This is a genomic window from Microbacterium sp. LBN7, from assembly GCF_045690345.1.
Classification (GTDB): domain Bacteria; phylum Actinomycetota; class Actinomycetes; order Actinomycetales; family Microbacteriaceae; genus Microbacterium.
Window position 1 is genome coordinate 2,906,289 of sequence record NZ_CP147856.1, and the last position, 21,373, is coordinate 2,927,661.

The following is a 21,373-nucleotide window of genomic DNA, read 5'->3' on the forward strand; positions in this document are numbered from 1 at the left end:
GCGTGAGGGGGTTGACTTCGCCCTCACGGGGCGTCCGTCTCGTCGCTCTCGTCCTTCGGGATCATGTCGGCGGTCAGCAGGGTGATGCCGCCGCTGGAGTTCGCCGATGTCGCCATCGCGGTGATCCACTCGGGCTGCAGCTCCGGGGCCACGGGGTCGTCGAAAGTGAACCGCAGCGGGATCGACGGGTGGAGCCAGATCGTCGAGCGGCCGTCGGGATCGCCCTCGGGATGGCGCCACGACAGGGTGAAGCTCTCGTTCCGACGCAGCTTTGTCGCGATCACGACCTTGAGGTGCGCCAGCACGAGATCGTCGATCTGGATCGGATTCCTCGCGTCACCGTAGTACAGGATGCCCATAGGCTTTACGCTACGCAGACGAGGACGAATCGGACAAGACTCGTCGGGCCGCCGCACCGGGAGAACGAGGAGCACATGGGCAAGTTCATCTACGAGGGCGGCGTGAAGACCGAGATCGAGGATCGCGCCCTCACACACCTGCAGCTCGTCATCACCGCCAAGCTCCGTCGCGGCGAGCCGTTCCCCTTCAGCTGGCGCGAGGATGCGAGCGTCGGCGGCGGACGGACCACCGTGTGGATCCAGCCCAACAGCTCCCTCGTCTTCAAGTACTTCGGCAGCCGTCAGCCCTCGATCAACCGCGCCTGGATCGAGGCTCTCGCCTTCACGGCCAACGCGCCGAGCGGCTTGTACCTGGTGCCCGAACCCTCCGATGCGGGCGAGGCGGCGGGCGCAGGAGACGCCCCGGCCGGCGCACCGGTGTAGCAGCCGGCACCTTCGGCCCGGCGGACGCCGCTGTCAACCCCCTGCCCGCGGCGGAAGCCGTCGGGGAGGCTCGTCGCTGACGCCCGGGCGACACCTGCTCGAGCGCACGCCGAGCAGACGAGGAGCCAGCATGGCCGACAGCACATCCGACCCCCGGCACGCCCACCGCGAAGAGGGCTTCCCCGCGCAGCAGCAGGACCAGCCGGGGCTCACGGACCGCACGACCCCGACGCCGGACCACGGCGAGGAGACCTATGTCGGGCACGGCCGCCTCGACGGCCGGCGGGCTCTGATCACCGGCGGCGACTCCGGCATCGGCCGCGCCGTCGCGATCGCCTTCGCCCGTGAGGGCGCCGATGTCGCGATCGCCCACATGCCCGAGGAGCAGGCGGATGCCGACGCGACGCTCGCCCTCGTCCGGGAGGCCGGAGGCATGGGCCTGAGCCTCGCCGGCGACCTGCGCGACGAGGCCTTCGCCACCGACATCGTCGCCCGCACGAGGAGCGAGTTCGGCGGGCTGGACGTGCTGGTGCTGAACGCCGCCTACCAGCACGACATCGACGGGTTCGAGAACCTTCCGACCGAGCGGATGCGCCGCGTCTTCGACACGAACCTCGCCGGCCTCGTGTTCACGGCGCGGGCCGCCTACCCTGACCTCGAGCCCGGCGCGAGCATCATCGTGACCTCGTCGATCCAGTCGTCGCAGCCGTCGCCGGGGCTCATCGACTACGCCATGACCAAGGCCGCCCAGGTGGCCTTCGTCAAGGCGCTCGCCGAAGAGGCAGGACCGCGCGGCATCCGGGTCAACGCCGTCGCGCCCGGCCCGATCTGGACGCCGCTGATCCCCGCCACCGGATGGGATGCCGAGCGCCTCGCGACGTTCGGGGCCGACACCCCGCTCGGGCGCGCCGGTCAGCCGGCGGAGCTCGCCGGCACCTACGTGCACCTGGCCTCGGCGGAGTCGTCGTACGTCACGGGAGCCGTGATCGCGGTCACCGGCGGAAAGGCGCTCTGACACCGCGGGAACCGCCGGCGCGGCGTGGTCGCCCCGGCGATCGCGCCTAGGCTGGGGGAGTGCAGAAGCCCGCGGCATCCGGTCCCCTCGTCGGGGTCGCGCTGGTCGTCGGCTCCTGCCTCTCCCTGCCTTTCGGCGCGGCGGTCGCCGCGCAGCTGTTCCCGGTCCTCGGCCCGTGGGGAGTGACCTCTCTGCGGGTCGCGATCGCCGCCCTGCTGCTGGTCGTGATCGTGCGACCGCGCCCCCGACGGTGGACGGGCAGGCAGTGGCTGGCCGCGACTCTCTTCGGAGTGTCGCTGGCCGCGATGAACGGCTTCTTCTACGCCGCGATCGACCGCATCCCGCTCGGGCCGGCGGTCGCCATCGAGTTCCTCGGGCCGCTCGTGCTCGCCGCGGTGCTGACCCGGCGACTCGCGGACGCCGCATGGGTCGGGGTCGCCCTCCTCGGCATGGCGCTGCTCGGGATCGACGGTCTGATCGGCGCCGAGCCGCTCGACCCTCTCGGCGTCGTGTTCATCCTCATCGCGGCGGGCTTCTGGATCATGTACATCCGGATGAGCGCCAAGGTCGGCGCGCTCATCCCGGGCAGCAGCGGCCTGGCGATGGGTCTCGTCGTGGCGGCGGTGCTGCTTCTGCCGGTGGGCGTTCCGACCGTGTCGATCGTCGCCGGCGACATGCAGCTGCTGCTGCTTGCCGCGATCACCGCCGTGCTGTCGTCCGTCATCCCGTACAGCTTCGAGCTCGCGGCGCTCCGGAGGCTGCCGCAGCGCGTGTTCGGTGTGCTGCTGAGTCTCGAGCCCGCCTTCGCCACGCTCGCCGGCTGGCTCATCCTCGGACAGGACGCGACCCCGCTGCGGATGCTGGCCGTCGTGCTCGTGATCGCGGCGAGCGTCGGCACCACGCTCGGCGTGCGCCGCGAACGCCGGACGGACAGCGGGTCCGGCCCGTTCACGGCGCCGATCCCGCTGCCCGACTGACGTCAGCCCCGCACCGGGACGGCGAGCGGGAATCGCCGCCGCAGGATGACGCGCTGCACGAGCGTCCAGACGACGGTCACGGTCAGGTAGAGCGCCGCGGCGAGCGGCACGAACACCGCGAACACCGCGGTCAGGTAGTGCATCGCGGCGACCACGCGCAGCATGGTCGGCGAGTTCAGCGGGGAGTCGTCGCCCTCGATCGGCGCCGGCTGGAAGACGCGACGCGTCACCTCCGCGACGGCGATCATCACGAGGAGCAGGGCGCCGAAGACGAGCCAGGTCGACGGCGTGGCCGTCCCGCCGAAGAGCGCCGACACGAGGCTCGTGCCGAGCGGCGCACCGAGCAGATCATGGGCGAGCAGGTCGTTCGCGTGTCCCGCGATGTCGGTGCGGATGAACAGCGTGTAGAGGATGCCGACCACGGGCGCCTGCGCGAGCACCGGCAGCATCCCCGCGAAGGGGGACGTGTTCTCCTCGCGGTACAGCGCGAGCGTCTCCTTCTGCAGGCGCTCCGGGTTCTTCTTGTGGCGGCGCTGCAGCTCGCGCAGCTTCGGGGCGAGGCGGGACCTGGTCTGCTCGGCCTTGGCCTGCGAGATGCCGACGGGGATGAGCAGGGCGCGCACGAGCAGCGTGACGAGCACGACGGCGAGGGCGGCGGCGGATGCCCCGGCGAGGGGCTCGAGGAGCGTGGAGAGGCCGACCAGGGCGCCGTAGGCGGCGTTCAGGAGGGCGGCGAGGGGCGGAAAGGCAAAGGGGTCCATGGAGGTGTCCGTTCGAGACGTCGGGAAGGGTCGGCGAAGGCCGCGCGATCCCGAGTGAACGGACTACGCGGCGGTCGCGACTCCCGGCGCCCGCGGACGGGGGTGGCCCGCGGCATCCGGATCGCTCTGCGAGAGAAGCGTGCCGACGTCGATGGCGCGCAGCGGATGCGGCTCGTCGGCGCCGAGCATCGGACGCACGCTCAGCACGACGGCGAGCGTGAGGGCGGTCACGGCGAGGAGGGCCACCGCGAGGCCGAGGGCCGCGGCATCCGGCATCGAGACGAGCCCGAGCGCGGTCGCGAGGATGCTCAGCATCTGCCCGAACCACTCGCTCATGCGCGCTCTCCTCTCCTGCAGCGAGGCTAGCATCGGCCGGCGGGCCATGTCGGCCTCGATCCGCCCTGTTCGCGGCGGGAGTAACGTCGAAGCATGAGTGACCTTCGCGCGCTGCTCGGCATCGAGCATCCGATCTTCCTCGGTCCGTACGGCGGACTCTCCTCTGTCGGGCTGACCGCCGCCGTGAGCGATGCGGGCGGCTTCGGCCAGTTCGGGCTGTACGGCTACGACGGCGACCGCATCCGGGCGACCGGTGCCGAGCTGCACGCCGCGACCGACCGGCCGTTCGGGGTCAACATCTGGCTCCCGACGGGCGACGAGGTCGCACCCAATGCCCAGCACACGGTGTTCGCCCAGGCGTTGGAGCCCTTCTACGAGGCGGTCGGCGTCGAGGTGCCGGGGCGGCCGGAGCAGTACCTGCCGTCGCTCGACGAGCAGATCGAGGCGATCTGGGACATCTCGCCCGCGGTGCTGAGCGTCGTCTTCGGGGTGCCGTCGGCCGAGCTGATCGACGAGGCCCGCCGCCGCGGCATCCGCGTGGTGGGAACGGCGACGACGGTCGCCGAGGCCACAGCTCTCGCCGAGGCGGGCGTGGACGCGATCGTGGCGACGGGGATGGAGGCTGCGGGGCACCGCGTCTCGTTCCTGCGTCCGGCCGAGGACTCGCTGGTCGGGACCTTCGCGCTGATCCCGCAGGTCGTCGACGCAGTGGATGTGCCGGTGATCGCGGCGGGCGGCATCGCGGACCGGCGAGGTGTCGCTGCGGCCTTCGCTCTCGGCGCGTCAGGCGTGCAGGTCGGGACGGCGTTCCTCGCCACGGAGGAGTCCGCGACGACGGATGCGCACCGTGCCGCGATCCGCGCCACCGCCGCCGACGAGACCGTGCTCACCCGGGCGATGAGCGGCCGGCTCGCGCGCGGAGCGCGCAACCGCGTGGTGCGCGCGATCGAGGCAAGCGGGACCATCGCGCCCTTCCCGATGCAGAACTGGCTGACGGGGCGCTTCCGCACCGCGGCCAATCAGCAGGGCCTCGGCGAGCTGCAGGGTCTGTGGATGGGGCAGGTCGCCCCGCTGATCCGCCACGACACCGCGGCCGAGGTCTTCGCGGAGCTCGTGGCGGGGGTTCCCGTCGATCAGTGACCCTGGAGCCTAGCCAGGAAGATGGCTAGGCTAGCCATATGTCCATCTACAACGTGCTCGAAGCGCGTAACAACCTCTCGCGGTTGATCGCCGACTCCCAGGCAGGCGAAGAGGTGGTGATCACCAAGCGCGGAACGCCGGTGGCGAAGATCGTCCCCATCGGCCCGGTCGATGTCGTGCACAGCGGGCGGTTCCTCGTCGAATGGATCGAGCAGCACCCGCTGCCGGACCGGCTCACTCGTTCCGCTGCAGATCTTGACGCCCAGATCGCCGAGAGCCGGGACGCCTGGGAATGATCTATCTCGATTCGTGCATCCTGATCTACGCGCTCGAAGACAGCGGCCCCAGGGGCGATGCCGTGAGACGTGCGCTCAAGGAGATCGATGTCGCGGTGGTCTCGAGTCCCCTCGCGCTTCACGAGTGCCTCGTTCGTCCGATCAAAGACCGCAACGCCGAGCTGCGGGACCGTTATCTGGGTGCGTTCGAGCGAATGGAGTCAATCGATCTCGATGCGGCAGTCTTCATCCGCTCCGCCGAGTTGCGCGCGGACTTCGGCCTGAAGACCCCGGATGCTCTGCACCTCGCTGCCGCTCAGCTGGCCGGCTGCACAGAGCTGTGGACGAACGACAAGCGCTTGGTTGCGGCATCACATGGGCTCGCCGTCGACATCATCGGTGCGAGAGCCTGACGCGCTCCCTGCGCCTGCGCTAGAGGATGACCGTGGACTTGCCGTGCACGATCACGCGATCCTCGGCGTGCCACTGCACGGCGCGGGCGAGCACCTGGCGCTCGACGTCGGCGCCGCGGCTCTGCAGCTGCGCTGCGGACTCCGAGTGCGTCACACGCGTGACGTCCTGCTCGATGATGGGTCCCTCGTCGAGGTCGGCCGTCGCGTAGTGCGCTGTCGCGCCGATCAGCTTCACCCCGCGATCCTTCGCTCGCGCGTACGGGTTCGCGCCGATGAACGCGGGCAGGAAGGAGTGGTGGATGTTGATGACCGGGGCGCCGAGCCGCTCGATGAAGTCGTCGGTGAGGATCTGCATGTAGCGGGCGAGCACGACCAGGTCGACGTTGCCCTGCAGCAGCTCGAGCTGGCGCTGCTCCATGAGCTGCTTGTCGCCCGAGGGGATGTGCACGAACGGGACGCCGAACGAGCGCACCGCCTCGGCGAGGTCGGGGTGGTTCGAGACGACCATCGTGATGTCGATGTCGAGCTGGCCGCGCTGCGTGCGCCAGAGCAGCTCCATCAGGCAGTGGTCGTACTTCGAGACGAAGATCGCGACGCGCTTGCGGCGGGCGACGTCGTGCAGCGACCACTCCATGCCGAAGCGCTCGGCGACAGCGGCGATGTCGGCCTCGAGCGCCGGGCGCGCGGCGGCGAGGCCGTCGAGGTGGATCACTGTGCGCTGGAAGAAGCGCCCGCCCTCGGAGTCCGTCGAGTGCTGGTCGAGCGAGATGATGTTCGCGCCGTGCCGAGCGAGCACTCCGGCCACCGCTGCGACGATGCCGGGCTGGTCATCGCAGGCGATCAGGAGGCGGGCGGTATCGGGCTGAGACATGGAGACTCCTCGAGGGTGTGCATCGATTCTGCCGTGGATGCAGGCCGCCGGGCGAATCGCCGCCCGGCGTCGCTACTCTGAGACCGTGGACGCGAGCGACCTGGCACTGGTGCTGATCCCCCTGCTGGCCGTCGCGGCGCCTCTCCTCGCCCGCGGTGTCCGGCCGGTCGTGCGCGTGCCCATCATCGTGTTCGAGCTCGTGCTCGGCATCCTGGTGGGGCCTGCGGTGCTGGGCTGGGTCGAGCCGGGCCCGCTCCTCGACAAGCTCAGCGACTTCGGGCTCGCCGCGCTCTTCTTCGTCGCCGGCTCCGAGATCGACTTCCGCGCGGTCTCGGGAAAGCCGCTCGCGCGCGCCTCGCTCGGCTGGATCCTGAGCGTCGCAGCCGGCATCGCCCTCGGATTCCTGCTCGCGCCGGGGGAGGGCATGGTCGTGATCGGCATCGCGCTGAGCTCGACCGCGCTCGGCACCCTGATGCCGATCCTGCGCGATGCGCGCGAGATGGACACCCCGTTCGGCAAGGCCATCAGCGTGATCGGCGCCGTGGGCGAGTTCCTCCCGCTGATCGCGATCTCGATCTTCCTCAGCACGCGGGCCACGCCGATCGCCGCTGCCGTGCTCCTCGGCTTCGTGATCCTGGCCGGGCTCGCCGTGCTCCTGGCCCGTCGCATTCCTCCCGGGCGCCTCCACGGGCTCGTGCGCGCGACCCTGCACACTTCGGAGCAGTTCGCCGTGCGGTTCGTGCTGCTCCTCATCGCGGCGCTCGTCGGACTCAGCGTCATGCTCGATCTCGACATGCTGCTCGGGGCATTCGTGGCCGGCGCGATCTGGCGGATCCTCATGGCGCGCGCGCCGAAGAAGGACGCCGAGGTGGTGGAGAGCAAGATCGAGGCGATCGCGTTCGGATTCCTCGTGCCGATCTTCTTCCTCTCCACCGGAGTCGCCCTCGACCTGCAGGCCCTCGTCACGTCGCCGGCGGCCCTCTGGCTCGTGCCGGTGTTCTTGATCGCCATGCTCGTGATCCGCGGTGCGGCCGCGCAGGTCTCCGCGCCGGCGGGGGCGAGCATCCGCGATCGGGCGGCGCTCGGCTTCCTCGCCGCGACGGGCCTCCCGATCATCGTGGCGGTCGCGGCGATCGGCGTCGACCAGCACATGATCGACTCCGGGATGGGCGCCGCCCTGGTCGGAGCGGGGATGCTGTCGGTGCTGATCTATCCGCTGGTGGGTATCACCCTCCGCGGCGAGCGGTCGCGCATCACGGGCCCGAAGCCGGCAGACGAACGTATCCAGGGGGAGCTGTGATGACCGCGAGCGCTCTGCTCACCCAGGCTGTCCGGGATCTCGCCGGCGCCCCGAAGGAAGGACTCGGCGAGGAGCGCGAATCCCGATGGCGCGGCCGGCGCATCGTGCGCGTCGGCGAGGCGTGGCACCTGGGCGCGCTGCTGCTGACCGAGACGCATGCCCTGGCGACCGCCGAGGTGCTGCGGGCGGCGGATCCCGGACGCCGCGGCTACAGCGCCGAGTCGGCGCGGGCGCGGGCGGAGCGGCGGGCGGAGGCGCTGCGCGGCGGATTCCACGAGGGCGACGTGGTGCACGTGGGATGGAGCGTGATCGACGTGGATGCCGTGGACGCCGGCGGGGCGTCCGGTCCGCTCGCGCTGATCGACGGCGTTCCCTCGGTGCGCTGGAGCGCCGCCGGCGGGTTCATGCCGTTGGAGGCATACCTGCGCGAACGGGTGGAGCTGCTGCGCGGAAGCGCCGACTAGGCGCGACTAGGCGAAGGTCTCGGCGAACCGGCGGAGGAGCGCTGCGCCCTCGGTGACGGATGCCGCGAGCACCTGACCCTGCACGCGATCGAACTCGTCGGGGTCGAAGTAGCCGGTCGTGCGATAGAACGTCATACGGTCGGCGAAGTCACGCGGTGTGGGCTCCGGGTGGAACTGCGCGGCGTACAGGTGGGTCCCGACGCGGTATGCCTGCACGGGGCAGACCTCGTTGGTCGCGAGCAGCACGGCTCCGGGCGGAGTGCTCGCCGCGCTCTCCTTGTGAGCGGTGAACACGGTCAGGGCTCGCCCGCTGGGGCCGAAGACCGGATCCTCCGCGCCCTCCGGAGTCGTCTCGATCACGGTGGCGCTCGCCGACTCCGGCATGGCGGTGACGACGTCGCCGCCGAGCATCCGTGTGACGACGCCGATGCTGAAGCAGGTGAAGAACACCGCGACCTCGCCGGCGATGGCGGAGCGGGCGAGCGCCTCGAGATTCGCCTCGACCCGTTGCTGCACCACGGACTTCGCCTCGTCCGTCACGTTGAACGGGGACCCGCCGACGACCACGCCGCGATAGCCCCGCAGGCGCGCCGGGTCGAGCGGCTCCCGGAGCAGATCGAGGCGGTCGACCACGTCGACGCCGAGCGCCCGCCGGAACGAGGCATGCTCGGCATCCGCCGCCCCGGTCTCGGGTCGCACGCACACGTAGAGAAGCGAGGCCATCAGGAGATTCTAACGATCGTGCGGGGACGCGACCGCCCGTGTCGTCACCGGGAGGAGTTCGCGGTGCGACCGCGCACGATTCCGACGAAGGTGTCGACGTCGGGCGTCGTGCGCTCGCGGGGCCAGACCAGGGCCACGGTCGACGTCGGCCCGTCGACCAGACGCCGGTGGTCGGCGTCCTTGCGGCGGTGCATCCGGGCCAACGACATCGGCACGATCAGGATGCCGACCCCGGATGCCGCGGTGGCGATCGCCTCATGCGTCGGCAGCGGCGCGAATGCGGCCGGGACGGTGCCCGGCAGATCGAGCGGGCCGAGCACGTCGTCGGTCAGGCCGATGACGACCTCGCCCTCCAGGTCGGTCGCGGTGAGCTCGTCGACGGCCATGAGGTGCGAATCGGCGGCGGCGACCACGACCGGGATCTCGTCGTACAGCGGGATGATGTGCAGGGACGGGTCGGTGAGCGGGAGCCGTACGAGGGCGGCGTCGAGCTCGTCGATCGCGGCACGCTGTCCGGCGACGTCGATCGGGACGAGTTCGAGCGGCACGCGCGGCATCCGCTGCTTCCACGCGTCGACCCACCTGCCCGGCGTCGCGCCCGGGACGACACCGAGCCGGAAGGTGCGCGGCTCCTCGGAGTCGGATGCGGGGGCGTCGAAGACGACCTTCTGGTCGGTCCTCGCGGTCTTGCGCGGAGGCTTCGGGGGCGGGAAGCGCTCGGCGGGAGCGGCCTTGTTCCGACGCACGGGGGTCGGCTTGCCGGTTCCGCGTCCGGGTCGTCGTGCCTGCTTCGCCATGGGGTCCAGGGTACCCGCCGGGGCGGACGACCCCGGCGGGCAGGCGCCTACTCGGCGGGAACGTGGCCGAGCGGATGCTGCTCGCCGCGGGCCGCGATCCCGCGCTGCACCCGGCGGAGCAGGGCCGACGCGCCCGCGACGAGCAGGAGCACCCCGATCGTCAGGATCAGGAGCGTCGTGATCGTGACGGGCGTGAGAGACAGCGCCCAGTCGGAGATGCCCGCTCGGCGGTCGTCGTCGGCGATCAGCCAGAGCGAGATCGCCGATACGGCGGCGAACAAGAGCCCCCAGATGATGGCCGCCCAGCGCGTGCGCGGCAGCGTCGGCGTCTCGGCGGGGAGAGCGGATGCGACGGTCGTCGCGGGGGTCGTCGTCGGGATGCTCATCGCTGGTCCTCTTCCTCGGGTTCGATGACGGTGATGTTGATCTCGCCGCTGGTCTGCGCGATGGTCACGCGCTGCACGGTGGTCGTCGTGGCGTTCTCCGCGCCGATGACCTCGGAGACGACCGATTCGCCGCCGCGCTCCGCGCCGGTCCAGATGCCGCTGTCGATGATCATGCCGGTGTCGGCCTCCACGCGGACCCAGCTCACGTCGGCGGTCCCGAGCGTGGCACGCAGATCGAGCTGCACGCCGGGATCGACCGAGATCCAGGTGCTGCCGGTGCCCTTCTCGACCACGATCGGTCGGGGCGCGCCATCGTGCCTGTTCAGGGTGATGGAGAGCTCTCCGAACGGTTGCCGCACGTGAGCGGCTTCGTTGTTGGAGATCGATGCCCAGCCGAGCGTCACGTCCTGGAAGGCGGAGAAGCCGCCGGCGACGAGCCCGCCCGCGAGCGTGAGCACGGTCGTGAAGGCGAGGAAGCCGCTCCGCCGACGGAACGCGCCGGCCACGATCATCCCGAGCGCGAGCACCAGGGCCGCGGACAGCAGGCCGAGCGCGCCGCCCGTGCCGTCTGCGCCGCTCCAGAGCCCGACGACGGCACCGGTCACGATCGCGAGGCCGATCACGGATGCGACGATCGCGAAGCCCGCGCGAGGGTTCGAGGCGCGGCGGATCCGGCGCCTCTCGGCGGCCTCCACGGCGAACACCGCGGCCTCGGCCTGGCGCTCGCGGCGGAGCTGGTCTCGGGCGGCGCGCTCGGCATCCTGCTGGCGGCGGCGCCAGGCCTGGTCCTGCTCCTTCCACGCCGTGTGCTGCACGCGCCACGCGGCGACGTCGGCGGGGTCCTGGACGCCGGCAGGCAGGGGCTCCGGGGGTGCGGGGGGAACCTCTCCGACGCCATCGAACGGCTGTGCGGGTGCGGAGGTGGGTGCAGAAGCGGGTGCAGTAGTGGGTGCGGAAGTGGCGTCCGCCCCCTCGGCGGTACCCGAACCGACGAGGGGGGCGGACGCGGCCGGGGCCGCCTGATCTGCGGAAGCCATCGGCAGATCAGGCGCGGAAGCACCCGGGGTGCGGCTCGCAGCACGCACGATCAGGAAGAGCAGGCCGCCCACGACGACGAGGCCGACGATCCAGCCGAACAGCGCGAGCGCCGACCAGCTCTCGTAGCCGAACCCGAACAGCCGGCCGGTGAGCGGCGCCGTCGGGATGAGTCCGACGATCGCCATCCCCAGGATGCCGAGCTGCACCGGCTGGTAGTCCTGCCGGAGCAGGTCGCGGGCGTGGACCCGTCCGTCGACATCGGGCAGCAGGGCCCAGGCCACGGCGTAGAGGAAGATCACGGGCAGGCCGAAGAGCGCCGCGACCACGAGCACGCCGCGGACGATGAGCGGGTCGATGCGCAGCCGCGCCGCAATGCCTGCGGCGACTCCGCCGAGCCATCCGTCGGAGCGGGCGACGCCGAGACCGGCGACCCACAGGAGGAAGCGCTCGGCACCCTGCGGGGCGACCGGACCCGGGGAGCCTGCGCCGGGATCGGCGTGGTCGGCGGGGGGCGGAGGCGCAGTCGGAATCGTCATGATTCGATCCTGACGGTGGAGACTCCCTCCCTGCCATGGGGTGAACCCCTGAGCGACCCCTGATTCTGGCCGGGGGACGCCCCGGATGACCGGCCCGGATGATTGGATGTCGACATGTCCTCTTCGGCGCCCGCCTCCGCGCGACCCTCCCGCGTCGCGGCGTCCGAACGCGCGCCCCGACCCGCGCTGACGCGCGACCGCGACTGCCTGGTCTCCGGTGTGAGCGCCGGTCTCGCCCGTCACCTCGGCGTGCGCGTCTGGATGGTGCGCGCGCTCTTCCTCGCTCTCGCGGCGTGCGGCGGCGCGGGCATCCTCCTCTACGCCTGGTGCTGGACGTTCACGCCGTGGGCGGAGGGCGAGGAATCGCCGTCGAGACGGATGCCGGTGGCCTGGCTGCTGCTCGCGCCGGCGGTCGTGGGCACGCTCATCGTCGTGTTCTGGCAGGCCCGCGGCGGCGGGATCGACGGAGCCGTCCCGTCGGACGCCGCCGCCGTCGTCGTGTTCGCCACCGTGGCCCTCGCGACCGGCGCCGGTCTCTGGGCGACCCTGATCGACCGGACCGATACGGCCCGGGGACCGCGGCACACGATGACGCTGCGGATCCTCTCGGCCCTGCTCCTCGCGCTGCTGTTCGGCCTGCTCCTCACGAGCCCTGTGGGCAGCAGCGGGGTTGCGCTCGTGCTGATCCCGCTCGCCGGACTCCTCGCCGTCATCTCGTCGACGCTGATCCCGCGCTGGCGCGAGCTCGCGGGGGAGCGGGTCCGACGCATCCGCGAGGAGCAACGCAGCGAGATGGCCGCGCATCTGCACGACTCCGTGCTGCAGACCCTCGCGCTGATCCAGAACAGGGCCGGCGCGTCGAGCGAGGCGGCGCGTCTGGCGAGAGCGCAGGAGCGCGAGCTGCGCGCCTGGCTGTACGACGGCGACGCCCCCGCCGACAGCGACCTGGCGACCGACCTGCGCGACTACGCCGGGGGACTGGAGCTCGACTACCCGGTGCGGATCGACGTGGTGTCGGCCGGGTTGTCCACGGAGCGCGCGAGCGGCGAGCTCGCCGCCGCGGCACGCGAGGCGATGCTGAACGCCGCGCGGCATGCCGAGGGCGAGATCTCGGTGTACATCGAGGGCAGCGCGACCGGCGTGGACGTGTTCGTCCGCGATCGGGGCACTGGATTCCGGCTCGACGACGTGCCGAGCGACCGGCTGGGTGTGCGCGAGTCGATCATCGGGCGCATGCGGCGCGCCGGCGGCTCCGGCACCCTGCGCAGCGACGAGAACGGCACCGAGGTGCATCTGCGCATCACGACGGCGCCGCGCGGCGCAGCGGCCCCGTACCCGGCGGGCCCGCCGCAGGACGAGCCGACGGCGCAGAGTCGCCGCGAAGAGGAGGGCGACCGTGGCTGACAGCATCCGGATCGTGATCGTCGACGACCATTCGATCTTCCGCTCCGGCCTCCGCGCCGATCTCGACGCGACCGTCGACGTGGTCGGGGAGGCCGCCGACGTGCCGTCGGCGATCGCGGTGATCCGCGAGACGCAGCCCGACGTCGTGCTGCTCGACGTGCATCTGCCCGGCGGAGGCGGCGACGACTCCACGGGCGGGGAGGCCGTCATCCGGGGGTCGATGCCGGTCGCGTCCCGGTTCCTCGCGCTGAGCGTGTCGGATGCCGCCGCCGACGTGGTGCGGGTGATCCGGGCCGGGGCCCGCGGATACATCACCAAAGGGTCGTCCGGTGCCGAGGTGAGCCGCGCCGTGCACGCCGTGGCCGGCGGCGATGCGGTGTTCTCGCCGAGGCTCGCGGGCTTCGTCCTCGACGCCTTCGGCGCGGTCGCCGGAGAGATCGCCACCGCGACCGACGAGCTCGACCGCCTCTCGGCGCGCGAGCAGGAGGTCATGCGGCTGATCGCTCGCGGCTACGCCTACAAGGAGGTCGCCTCGGAGCTCTTCATCTCGATCAAGACGGTCGAGACCCACGTGTCGTCGGTGCTGCGCAAGCTGCAGCTCTCGTCACGGCACGAGCTCACCGTGTGGGCGTCGGAGCGTCGCCTGCTCTGAGGGTCGGCGATGCCTCCGCGCGTTCAGGCGGCGAGCCAGAGGCCCTTCGACGTCGTGGCGACGGTGAGTCCGGCGGCGACCGTCTCGTCGTCGCCGATGCGTGCGCCGCGGACGATGCGCGCTCCGGGTCCGACCTCGGTGCGGACACCGACGTACGCGTTGTCGCCGACGGCGGCACCCTGACCGATGTGCGCGTGCGCCTCGATGTGCGCACCCTCGCCGATCACGGCATCCGGTTCGATCCACGCGCCGCGAGCGATGGTCGCTCCGGCGCCGATGCGCGCGCCCGGTTCGATGTACGCGCCGGCTTCGACGTGCGCCTTCGGGTGCACCTTGGCTCCATGCGCGACGAGACCGCGACCGTTGGCGTGCTTGCGGTACCGCAGCGTCGCTCCCTGGTCGTTCTCGATGTCGACGTAGTTCTTGCCCACGATTCCTCCCGTGTTCCGGAGTTTCCCCGGATATATCAACAACCACAGGACGCGCGGATTCATTCCCGCGGATGGATGTGTGTCGGCGGGGTCGGAGAACCGCGTCAGCGCTGGCAGAACGGGCACCAGAACGTGACGCGCTCGCGGGTCGGATCGGCGCCGAGCTCGCCGCGCAGGACCTTCGTTCCGCAGCGTCGGCAGGGGCGGCCGGAGCGTCCGTACACCCACGCGGCCTGGCCCGGGCGGTCGATGCCGGTGAACGTGCGGGAAGGGCGATCGCGATTGGCGCGGATGGTGCGGACGCCGAGCGAGAGGAGGGCGGCGACGTCGACCTCCGGTGTCGGGGTCGTCGGAAGGATTCCTCGCAGGAACAGGAGTTCCGCCGCGTACTCGTTCCCGAACCCCGCGACGTTGCGCTGGTCGAGGAGGGCGACGTGGATGCTGCGCGTGTCAGCGCCCAGGCGGCGGACGGCCTCGGCCAAGTCCCAGTCGTCGGCGAGCGGATCGGGTCCCAGGTATCCGACGAGCTCAGCCTCGTCACGAGTCGGCACGACCTCGATCTCGGCGATGTCCACGCCGACGGCTTCGCGCTCGGCCGTCCCGACGATGGCCCTCACCTTGAACGCCGGATGACGCCACTTCTCGCCCGGACGGTAGACGAACCAGGCGCCGTCCATGCGCAGATGGGAATGGAGCGTGCTGTCGCCGATGCGGAGCAGCAGATGCTTGCCGCGCGAGGCCGCGCCATGGACCGGCTGACCGGTGAGGTCGAGGGTCGCGAAGCGCGGCACCCGGAGGTCGAAGCGCGTGACCTCGCCCCCGGCCAGCGCGTCGTCGAGGCGCCGTGCCGTGCGGAAGACGGTGTCGCCCTCGGGCATCAGGAGGCTCCGGGCGTGTTCGGGAGCGCGTGGGTCCCTGCGCCCGGGACCTGGGGCCCTGCGCCCGGGACCTGGGGCCCTGACCCCGCGACCTGGGACCCTGACCCCGCGACCTGGGTCCCTGAGCTTGTCGAAGGGCCCGAGCTTGTCGAATGGCCCGAGGGAAGGGCGGTCCGGGCGAGCATGTCGCGTGCGAGCATCGTGCTCCCGGCGACAGCCACCGGCATCACGACGACGGCACCGCCGGGGATGAGGAAGCAGAGCTGGGTGGCGACGCCGAACCCGAGCACCCGGGCGCGGCTCCCCGAGAACAGGGTCGCGCGGTCGGCCGGGGAGAGGTCGCGGGCATCGAAGGCGCGGCCGGTGAGCTCGCGCGCGAGAAGCCGCCCGGTGAGGACCACACCCGCCACCGGGCCCAGGAATCCGCCGACGGCAGGGATGAGGCCGATGAGCAGCACGAGGATCGCGATCAGAATGCCCAGCACCACCAGCCGCAGACCTTCCGCCACGGTGGTCCAGAAGCCCCCGCCGTCCTCCGGCGGGGCATCGCCGAGCTCGACCTCGACCGCGTGCCAGATGCGCTGATAGAACGGGTCGCCGATCGTCAGGGTCAGCGCGGTGAACACGGCGCTGGACAGCGCGAGCGCCGCGACGACGACCACGAACCCGACCGCACCGCGGACCAGGCCCTTCCACGGCGCCGGCCACTCCTCGGCGAAGGGCGTGATCCAGGCCGCGATCGAGGTCATGTTGAGGGCCAGGGGGATCAGCACCGCTCCTAGGACGACGATCGTGATGATCGCGGGGATCAGACCGAGGTTCATCAGTCCAGGGCGAGTGCGCCACAGGCCGAACCCGCGGAGCAGGGTGCGGATGCCGGCGGCGAACTCTCGGATCATGGCTCTCAGCGTAGGCGTCAGTAGTGGTAGCGGGCTTGCAGGATCGTGACGTGGTGATCCGTCGCGGTGTAGACGAGGCGGTTCGTCTCGTCTACACGCCGCGACCAGGCCCCTGCCAGGACGTGCTTCAGCGGCTCGGGCTTGCCGACTCCGTCGAACGGATCGTCTCGGAGCACGTCCGCGATGAGCATGTTGATGCGCTTGAGAGTGCGTCGATCCTGCGTCTGCCAGTAGACGTAGTCCTCCCAGCCCTCGGCGGTCCAGACGAGGAGTCGCTGACTCATGCCTCGGAAAGTTCGTGCTCCGCGACGTCGCCCGCCCGGGCGGCCGCGAGGGCGGACAGGAGGCGGTTCGCATTCGCGGGGGACCGGAGGAGGTGCGTGGTCTCGATGAGCGAGTCGTACTCGGCCTTCGACATGAGGACGGCAGAGCCCCGGCGCGACGTGATCTCCACCTCGGAGTGATCGAGGTTCACGCGCTCGATGAGCCCGAAGAGGTCTCGTCGTGCTTCGCTGGTGGTGATGGCCATCTCGGTCCCTTCTCGTACCATATATGGTACCACTCCAACGTTCAGACGGCCTTGCGAAGGGTGTAGCCGCGAGGCGTCGCCACGAAGCCGGCCTCCTGCAGGGCGAGGGCGAGCTCGGTCCCGTAGACGCCCTCACCGTCGATCTTCTCCACGGTGAGCGTGTCGAGCCGGCGGGCCCGCGCCGTCGCCGCGAGGTCGGACGCCGCCGCGCGCAGCACGGCGCCGTCGTCGCTGAACGAGAGCACGGTGCGGCCGCCGCGCTCGAGGTAGAGCACGAGCGCTCCGTCGACGAGGACGACGAGACCGCCGGCCTTGCGCCCGGGGCGATGCGACACCTCGTCGCGCTTGGGCCACCCGAGCGCGGCGCCGTACGGGTTGGCCGGGTCGGTCGCAGCCAGGGTCACGGCGGCGCGCGGAGGTGGATCGGCGAGCCCGGCGTACGTGCGCAGTCGATCGACCGTGGCGGATGCCGCGAACTGCGCCGCGCCCAGCCGCTCGATCACATAGCCGCGACGGCAGTGCCCGGCCTCCTCGAAGCCCGCGAGCACGCGGTACGCCTGGGCGAATCCGCCGGGAACACCCTCGGATTGCACGGCGCCCCGCGTGACGACGCCGTAGCGGTCGAGGAGCAGTCCTGCGGTGACGGTCGCGCGACGGGCGGCATCCGTCTCGATCGTGGGCAGCACCGACCAACGTCCGCCGATCGATGCGGGCCGCGGGGCGGTGCGGGTGAGCGACATGCCCCGGTACGTGCGGGCCCGGGGGGCGCGGCGGGTGACCTTATGCGCCTGCGAACCGCCGGCGAGCAGGGAGCGGATCGGTGCGAAGGTGTCGTTCGTGACGTGCCCCGACCAGGTGAGGTTCCACAGGGCCTCGAGCACGGACTGCTCGTTCTCGGCCGAGGCCATCTCTTTCAGCTGACTCGCGAAGTACGCGCCGCCCGCCTGGAGCGCGGCCAGCACGCGCGCCTCCAGAGAGTCGGTCGCGATCTCGGCGTCGGGCTCCGGGAGCGTGAACGGCGCGAGATCAGCCGGGTGCAGAGAGACCCAGCCATCGCGACCGGGCAGCGTGCCGTGGCCCGACCAGATCACCTCGCCGGCCGTCGTCAGCTCGTCGAGCATGGTGGGGGAGTAGTCGCGGACGCGCGACGGGAGCACCAGGGACTCCCAGGCGCTCGCCGGGATCGGGACGCCGGCGAACTGCTCGATCACCGTGAGCACCCCGTCGAGGCCCTCGAGCGGACGCCCCAGGTGCTGCCAGTCAGGCAGGAAGCGCGCGTACGCCTCGGGGGAGACCGGCTCGACCGATCCGCGGATCGCCGCGAGCGACCGCATGCGCAGGCGCCGCAGCACCTCGGTGTCGCACCACTCGATGTCGGACCCGGAACCGGCGGCCTCGGGAAGGAAGTACCCGCTCGTGAGCCGACCGGCGTTCTCGAGACGCTGGAGGGTGTGTCGGGCGACGGCCGCGCCGATGCCGAAGCGGGTGGCGACGGCATCCGTCGTGAAAGGTCCGTGGGTGCGGGCATGCCGGGCGACGAGGTCGCCGAGCGGATCGGCGAGCGGCTCGAGGAAGGCGACCGGGATGCCGGTGGGAAGCGCGGCGCCGAGCGCGTCGCGGAGGCGCCCGGCGTCTTCGATCGCCGCGACACGGCTCACTCCGCCGATCGTCACGGGAATCGCGCGGCGGGCGGTGATCAGCTCATCGAGAAGAGCGGATGCCGAGGAGCTGACCGTCTCCGGATCGAGGCGCGCGGCGACCTCGTCGGCATCGAGCGGGCCGAGCATGCGCAGCAGATCGGCGACGCCCTCGAGGCCGCGGGCGCGCCGCTCCGGGTCGAGCCGCTGAGCCTCGCGCTCGAACTGCGCGATGACGTCGGGGTCGAGGAGCTCGCGCAGCTCGACCGTGCCGAGCAGCTCGCCCAGCAGAGCCGGGTCGACCGAGAGCGCGGCGGCGCGGCGTTCGGCGAGCGGCGAGTCGCCCTCGTACATGAAGGCGCCGACGTACCCGAACAGCAGGTCGCGGGCATACGGCGAGGGCTGGCCGGGCTGCGTCTCGACCAGGCGGATGCGGCGGTCGGCGATCGAGGTCGCGAGTCTGCGCAGCGACGGGAGGTCGTACACGTCTTGCAGCACCTCGCGGAGCGTCTCGAGGATGACCGGGAACGTGGGATGACGCCGGGCGACCTCGAGCAGCTGCGCCGAGCGCTGGCGCTGCTGCCAGAGCGGACTGCGGCGGTTCGGGTTCGTGCGGGGCATGAGCAGGGCGCGTGCCGCGCACTCGCGGAAGCGCGAGGCGAACAGTGCGGAACCGCCGACCTCCTGCGTGACGAGGACCTCGAGCTCATCGGGGTCGAACACGAACAGCTCGGCCCCCGGCGGCTCGGCCTCCGCGTCCGGGATGCGCACGATGATGCCGTCGTCGCTCGCGACCGCCGAACCCTCGACGCCGAGGCGCTCCCGCATGCGGGCGTTGATCGCCAGAGCCCAGGGCGCGTGCACCTTCATGCCGTACGGCGAGTGCAGGATCACACGCCAGTCGCCGACCTCGTCGTGCCCGCGCTCGACCGTGAGGGTGCGATCGGTCGGCAGGGTGCCGGTAGCCTCTCGCTGCTCGGTGAGGTGGGCCATGAGGTTGGTGCGCGCCTGCTCGTCGAGGCCCGCCTCGATGAGGCGCTGCGCCGCCTTCTCGGGGGTCGCCGCCGCGACCTCGCGAGAGAACTTGCCCAGGGCCTCGCCGAGCTCGAACGGGCGCCCGATGCCGTCGCCGTGCCAGAACGGCACCTTGCCGGGCTGCCCGTATGCCGGGATCACGTTGACGCGGTCGTGCGTGATCTCGGCGATCCGCCAGCTGGTGGTGCCGAGCGTGAAGACGTCGCCGACCCGCGACTCGTAGACCATCTCCTCGTCGAGCTCGCCGACGCGGCGGCCGGCGCCCTCGCCCGCGACGAAGACGCCGAAGAGCCCGCGGTCGGGGATCGTGCCGCCGCTGGTCACCGCGATCCGCTGCGCGCCCGGACGCCCGGTGAGGGTGCCGGCATCGCGGTCCCAGACCAGCCGCGGGCGGAGCTCGGCGAACTCGTCGGAGGGGAACCGACCCGCGAGCAGGTCGAGCGTCGCCTCGTACGCCGAGCGCGGCAGCGACTGGAAGGGCGCCGAGCGGCGGACCGTCTCGAACCACTCCTCGACGCTGATCGCGCCCAGCGCGCTCGCCGCGACGGTCTGCTGGGCGAGGATGTCGAGCGGATTGCGCGGCACCTGGATCGCCTCGATCCGGCCCGCGAGCATCCGCTCGGTCACGATCGCGGTGTGCAGCACGTCGCCGCGATGCTTGGGGAACAGGGCCGCGCGGCTGATCTCGCCGACCTGGTGGCCCGCACGCCCGACGCGCTGCAGACCGGATGCCGCGGACGGCGGTGCCTCGACCTGGATCACGAGGTCGACCGCGCCCATGTCGATGCCGAGCTCGAGGCTGCTCGTCGCGACGACGCAGCGCAGCACGCCCGACTTCAGCTCCTCTTCGACCTGGGCCCGCTGCTCCTTCGAGACGGACCCGTGGTGCGCCTTGGCGAGCACCGGATCGGCGCCCGCGGTCGCGCCCGCCTGGGCCATCATCGCGGCGGGGACGGTGGCGGCAGGCAGCGCGGCCCCGATGCGCTCGGAGTAGATCTCGTTGAGGCGGCCCGTCAGCCGCTCGGCGAGCCGCCGGGAGTTCGAGAACACGATCGTCGAGTTGTTCTGCAGGATGCGGTCGACGATCGCCTCTTCGACGTGCGGCCAGACGGAACCCGTGACCTCCGTGTACTCCGCGTCCTCCGTCGGCGGGGTCCCTGAGCTTGTCGAAGGGCCCGGCGGCGGCGGGGGATTGGTCATGTCGTCCATCGGCACGACCACCGAGAGCTCGAAGGTCTTCGACGCCGGAGGGGCGACGATGTCGACGGGAGCCGAACCCCCGAGGAATCGGGCGACCTCGTCGATCGGGCGCACGGTCGCGGACAGGCCGATGCGCTGCGCCGCGGTCGCGTTGCCGTGCGAGGCGCGCAGGGCGTCGAGGCGCTCCAGGCTCACCGCGAGGTGCGCACCGCGCTTGGTCGCCGCGACCGCGTGCACCTCGTCGATGATCACGGTGTGCACGTCGCGCAGAGTCTCGCCGGCGCGACTGGTGAGCATCAGATACAGCGACTCGGGGGTCGTGATGAGGATGTCGGGCGGGTCGGAGACGAGCTTGCGTCGATCGCTCGAGGTGGTGTCACCCGACCGGACGCCGACCGTGACCGACGGCGCGGGCAGACCGAGGCGCCTGGCCGACTGGCCGATGCCGATGAGCGGGGAGCGGAGGTTGCGCTCGACATCGACGCCGAGGGCCTTCAACGGCGAGATGTAGAGGATGCGGGTGCGCGCGGCATCCTTTTTCGGCTTCTCTGACTTCTCGAGCTTCTCGGACTGCGACGGCTTCCCCTGGGGCCCTGAGCCCGTCGAAGGGTCCATGTGCTCGCGGAACACGCTGTCGATCGCCCAGAGGAAGGCCGACAGGGTCTTTCCCGAACCGGTCGGTGCGACCACGAGCGCGTGCTTGCCGGCGGAGATCGCGTCCCACGCGCCGGCCTGGGCCGTCGTGGGCGCGGGAAACGCACCCCGGAACCAGTCCTGCGTGGCCGGAGTGAAGCGCTCGAGCACATCCCCCATCCGTCCATCTTCCCCGAGACCACCGACATCGGGGCGGGGATTGACGGCGCACGCGACGGATGTCCGACCTGTGCGCGATGC

The 21,373-nt window shown here is 71.6% G+C and carries 24 protein-coding genes; 10 read left to right on the forward strand and 14 right to left on the reverse strand.

The genetic code is table 11. The features are described from left to right. Positions 1–23: 23 nt before the first annotated feature. Positions 24–359 (reverse strand): hypothetical protein, encoded by a 336-nt coding sequence (locus LBN7_RS14000; RefSeq protein ID WP_341947680.1) that lies wholly within the window; start codon positions 357–359, stop codon positions 24–26. Positions 360–434: 75 nt separating this feature from the next. Here LBN7_RS14000 and LBN7_RS14005 point away from each other — a divergent pair, with 75 nt between their 5' ends. From LBN7_RS14005 to LBN7_RS14015, 3 genes are all read left to right on the forward strand, one after another. Next, positions 435–782, forward strand: a complete 348-nt coding sequence (locus tag LBN7_RS14005) for an ATP-dependent DNA ligase (RefSeq protein WP_116635585.1) — start codon at positions 435–437, stop codon at positions 780–782. Positions 783–912: 130 nt separating this feature from the next. Next, positions 913–1,797, forward strand: coding sequence for an SDR family oxidoreductase (locus tag LBN7_RS14010; protein ID WP_407359999.1), 885 nt, complete (start codon positions 913–915; stop codon positions 1,795–1,797). 59 nt (positions 1,798–1,856) lie between these two features. Next, the gene (locus tag LBN7_RS14015; RefSeq protein ID WP_116635587.1) at positions 1,857–2,774 is read left to right on the forward strand and encodes a DMT family transporter; all 918 of its coding nucleotides are present in this window, start codon (positions 1,857–1,859) and stop codon (positions 2,772–2,774) included. 2 nt (positions 2,775–2,776) lie between these two features. Here LBN7_RS14015 and LBN7_RS14020 read toward each other — a convergent pair whose 3' ends face one another. Both LBN7_RS14020 and LBN7_RS14025 read right to left on the reverse strand, forming a co-directional pair. Continuing rightward, positions 2,777–3,535 carry a YidC/Oxa1 family membrane protein insertase gene (locus LBN7_RS14020; protein ID WP_407360000.1) on the reverse strand — a complete coding sequence of 253 codons (759 nt, stop codon included), beginning with the start codon at positions 3,533–3,535 and terminating at the stop codon, positions 2,777–2,779. A 63-nt stretch (positions 3,536–3,598) separates the two neighbouring features. Continuing rightward, positions 3,599–3,871 carry a DUF6412 domain-containing protein gene (locus LBN7_RS14025; protein WP_116635589.1) on the reverse strand — a complete coding sequence of 91 codons (273 nt, stop codon included), beginning with the start codon at positions 3,869–3,871 and terminating at the stop codon, positions 3,599–3,601. A gap of 93 nt (positions 3,872–3,964) precedes the next feature. On the opposite strand from LBN7_RS14025, the gene LBN7_RS14030 reads away from it, so the two are divergent. From LBN7_RS14030 to LBN7_RS14040, 3 genes are read left to right on the forward strand one after another with little or no spacing between them, the layout of a single operon-like run. Beyond that, on the forward strand, positions 3,965–5,011 hold the full coding sequence (locus LBN7_RS14030) for an NAD(P)H-dependent flavin oxidoreductase (protein ID WP_407360001.1): 1,047 nt from the start codon (positions 3,965–3,967) through the stop codon (positions 5,009–5,011). A 38-nt stretch (positions 5,012–5,049) separates the two neighbouring features. Further along, positions 5,050–5,307, forward strand: coding sequence for a type II toxin-antitoxin system Phd/YefM family antitoxin (locus LBN7_RS14035; protein WP_116635591.1), 258 nt, complete (start codon positions 5,050–5,052; stop codon positions 5,305–5,307). Beyond that, positions 5,304–5,699, forward strand: coding sequence for a PIN domain-containing protein (locus tag LBN7_RS14040; protein WP_341947685.1), 396 nt, complete (start codon positions 5,304–5,306; stop codon positions 5,697–5,699). Before LBN7_RS14035 ends, LBN7_RS14040 begins: the two co-directional genes overlap by 4 nt. A gap of 19 nt (positions 5,700–5,718) precedes the next feature. Here the strand turns inward: LBN7_RS14040 and purU are convergent, their stop codons facing one another. Further along, positions 5,719–6,570: a formyltetrahydrofolate deformylase gene (purU, locus tag LBN7_RS14045; RefSeq protein ID WP_341947686.1), complete on the reverse strand. Its 852-nt coding sequence runs from the start codon at positions 6,568–6,570 to the stop codon at positions 5,719–5,721. An 85-nt stretch (positions 6,571–6,655) separates the two neighbouring features. Here purU and LBN7_RS14050 point away from each other — a divergent pair, with 85 nt between their 5' ends. Together LBN7_RS14050 and LBN7_RS14055 are read left to right on the forward strand one after the other, a co-directional pair. Further along, complete coding sequence (locus tag LBN7_RS14050) at positions 6,656–7,870, forward strand: cation:proton antiporter (RefSeq protein ID WP_341947687.1); 1,215 nt, start codon at positions 6,656–6,658, stop codon at positions 7,868–7,870. Continuing rightward, entirely contained in the window at positions 7,870–8,334 is a 465-nt protein-coding gene (locus LBN7_RS14055) for a glutaminase (RefSeq protein ID WP_341947688.1), read from the forward strand. The genes LBN7_RS14050 and LBN7_RS14055 overlap by 1 nt, the downstream gene beginning before the upstream one ends. 6 nt (positions 8,335–8,340) lie before the next feature. Here LBN7_RS14055 and LBN7_RS14060 read toward each other — a convergent pair whose 3' ends face one another. The 4 genes from LBN7_RS14060 to LBN7_RS14075 are packed head-to-tail and all read right to left on the reverse strand — an operon-like array spanning position 8,341 to position 11,814. Next, entirely contained in the window at positions 8,341–9,057 is a 717-nt protein-coding gene (locus LBN7_RS14060; protein WP_341947689.1) for a glutamine amidotransferase-related protein, read from the reverse strand. A 44-nt stretch (positions 9,058–9,101) separates the two neighbouring features. Continuing rightward, positions 9,102–9,854: a LysR substrate-binding domain-containing protein gene (locus LBN7_RS14065; protein WP_341947690.1), complete on the reverse strand. Its 753-nt coding sequence runs from the start codon at positions 9,852–9,854 to the stop codon at positions 9,102–9,104. A 47-nt stretch (positions 9,855–9,901) separates the two neighbouring features. Next, complete coding sequence (locus LBN7_RS14070; protein ID WP_341947691.1) at positions 9,902–10,240, reverse strand: hypothetical protein; 339 nt, start codon at positions 10,238–10,240, stop codon at positions 9,902–9,904. Next, positions 10,237–11,814: a PspC domain-containing protein gene (locus tag LBN7_RS14075; RefSeq protein WP_407360002.1), complete on the reverse strand. Its 1,578-nt coding sequence runs from the start codon at positions 11,812–11,814 to the stop codon at positions 10,237–10,239. The genes LBN7_RS14070 and LBN7_RS14075 overlap by 4 nt, the downstream gene beginning before the upstream one ends. A 114-nt stretch (positions 11,815–11,928) precedes the next feature. On the opposite strand from LBN7_RS14075, the gene LBN7_RS14080 reads away from it, so the two are divergent. Together LBN7_RS14080 and LBN7_RS14085 are read left to right on the forward strand one after the other, a co-directional pair. Continuing rightward, on the forward strand, positions 11,929–13,218 hold the full coding sequence (locus LBN7_RS14080) for a PspC domain-containing protein (RefSeq protein ID WP_407360003.1): 1,290 nt from the start codon (positions 11,929–11,931) through the stop codon (positions 13,216–13,218). Further along, positions 13,211–13,870: a LuxR C-terminal-related transcriptional regulator gene (locus LBN7_RS14085; RefSeq protein WP_407360004.1), complete on the forward strand. Its 660-nt coding sequence runs from the start codon at positions 13,211–13,213 to the stop codon at positions 13,868–13,870. The genes LBN7_RS14080 and LBN7_RS14085 overlap by 8 nt, the downstream gene beginning before the upstream one ends. A 23-nt stretch (positions 13,871–13,893) precedes the next feature. Here LBN7_RS14085 and LBN7_RS14090 read toward each other — a convergent pair whose 3' ends face one another. The 6 genes from LBN7_RS14090 to LBN7_RS14115 all read right to left on the reverse strand — a co-directional run bounded on the left by LBN7_RS14090 (position 13,894) and on the right by LBN7_RS14115 (position 21,292). Further along, positions 13,894–14,301 carry a DapH/DapD/GlmU-related protein gene (locus LBN7_RS14090; RefSeq protein WP_116635599.1) on the reverse strand — a complete coding sequence of 136 codons (408 nt, stop codon included), beginning with the start codon at positions 14,299–14,301 and terminating at the stop codon, positions 13,894–13,896. A gap of 104 nt (positions 14,302–14,405) precedes the next feature. Next, a complete protein-coding gene (locus tag LBN7_RS14095) occupies positions 14,406–15,179 on the reverse strand; it encodes a DNA-formamidopyrimidine glycosylase family protein (RefSeq protein ID WP_407360005.1) in 774 nt (257 codons plus the stop codon). Continuing rightward, positions 15,179–16,078: an EI24 domain-containing protein gene (locus tag LBN7_RS14100; protein WP_407360006.1), complete on the reverse strand. Its 900-nt coding sequence runs from the start codon at positions 16,076–16,078 to the stop codon at positions 15,179–15,181. The genes LBN7_RS14095 and LBN7_RS14100 overlap by 1 nt, the downstream gene beginning before the upstream one ends. Before the next feature lie 17 nt (positions 16,079–16,095). Next, positions 16,096–16,362, reverse strand: a complete 267-nt coding sequence (locus tag LBN7_RS14105) for a Txe/YoeB family addiction module toxin (RefSeq protein WP_407360007.1) — start codon at positions 16,360–16,362, stop codon at positions 16,096–16,098. Beyond that, positions 16,359–16,607: a type II toxin-antitoxin system Phd/YefM family antitoxin gene (locus LBN7_RS14110; protein ID WP_116635603.1), complete on the reverse strand. Its 249-nt coding sequence runs from the start codon at positions 16,605–16,607 to the stop codon at positions 16,359–16,361. The genes LBN7_RS14105 and LBN7_RS14110 overlap by 4 nt, the downstream gene beginning before the upstream one ends. Positions 16,608–16,648: 41 nt before the next feature. Then, positions 16,649–21,292, reverse strand: a complete 4,644-nt coding sequence (locus LBN7_RS14115; RefSeq protein WP_407360008.1) for an ATP-dependent helicase — start codon at positions 21,290–21,292, stop codon at positions 16,649–16,651. Positions 21,293–21,373: the final 81 nt, after the last annotated feature.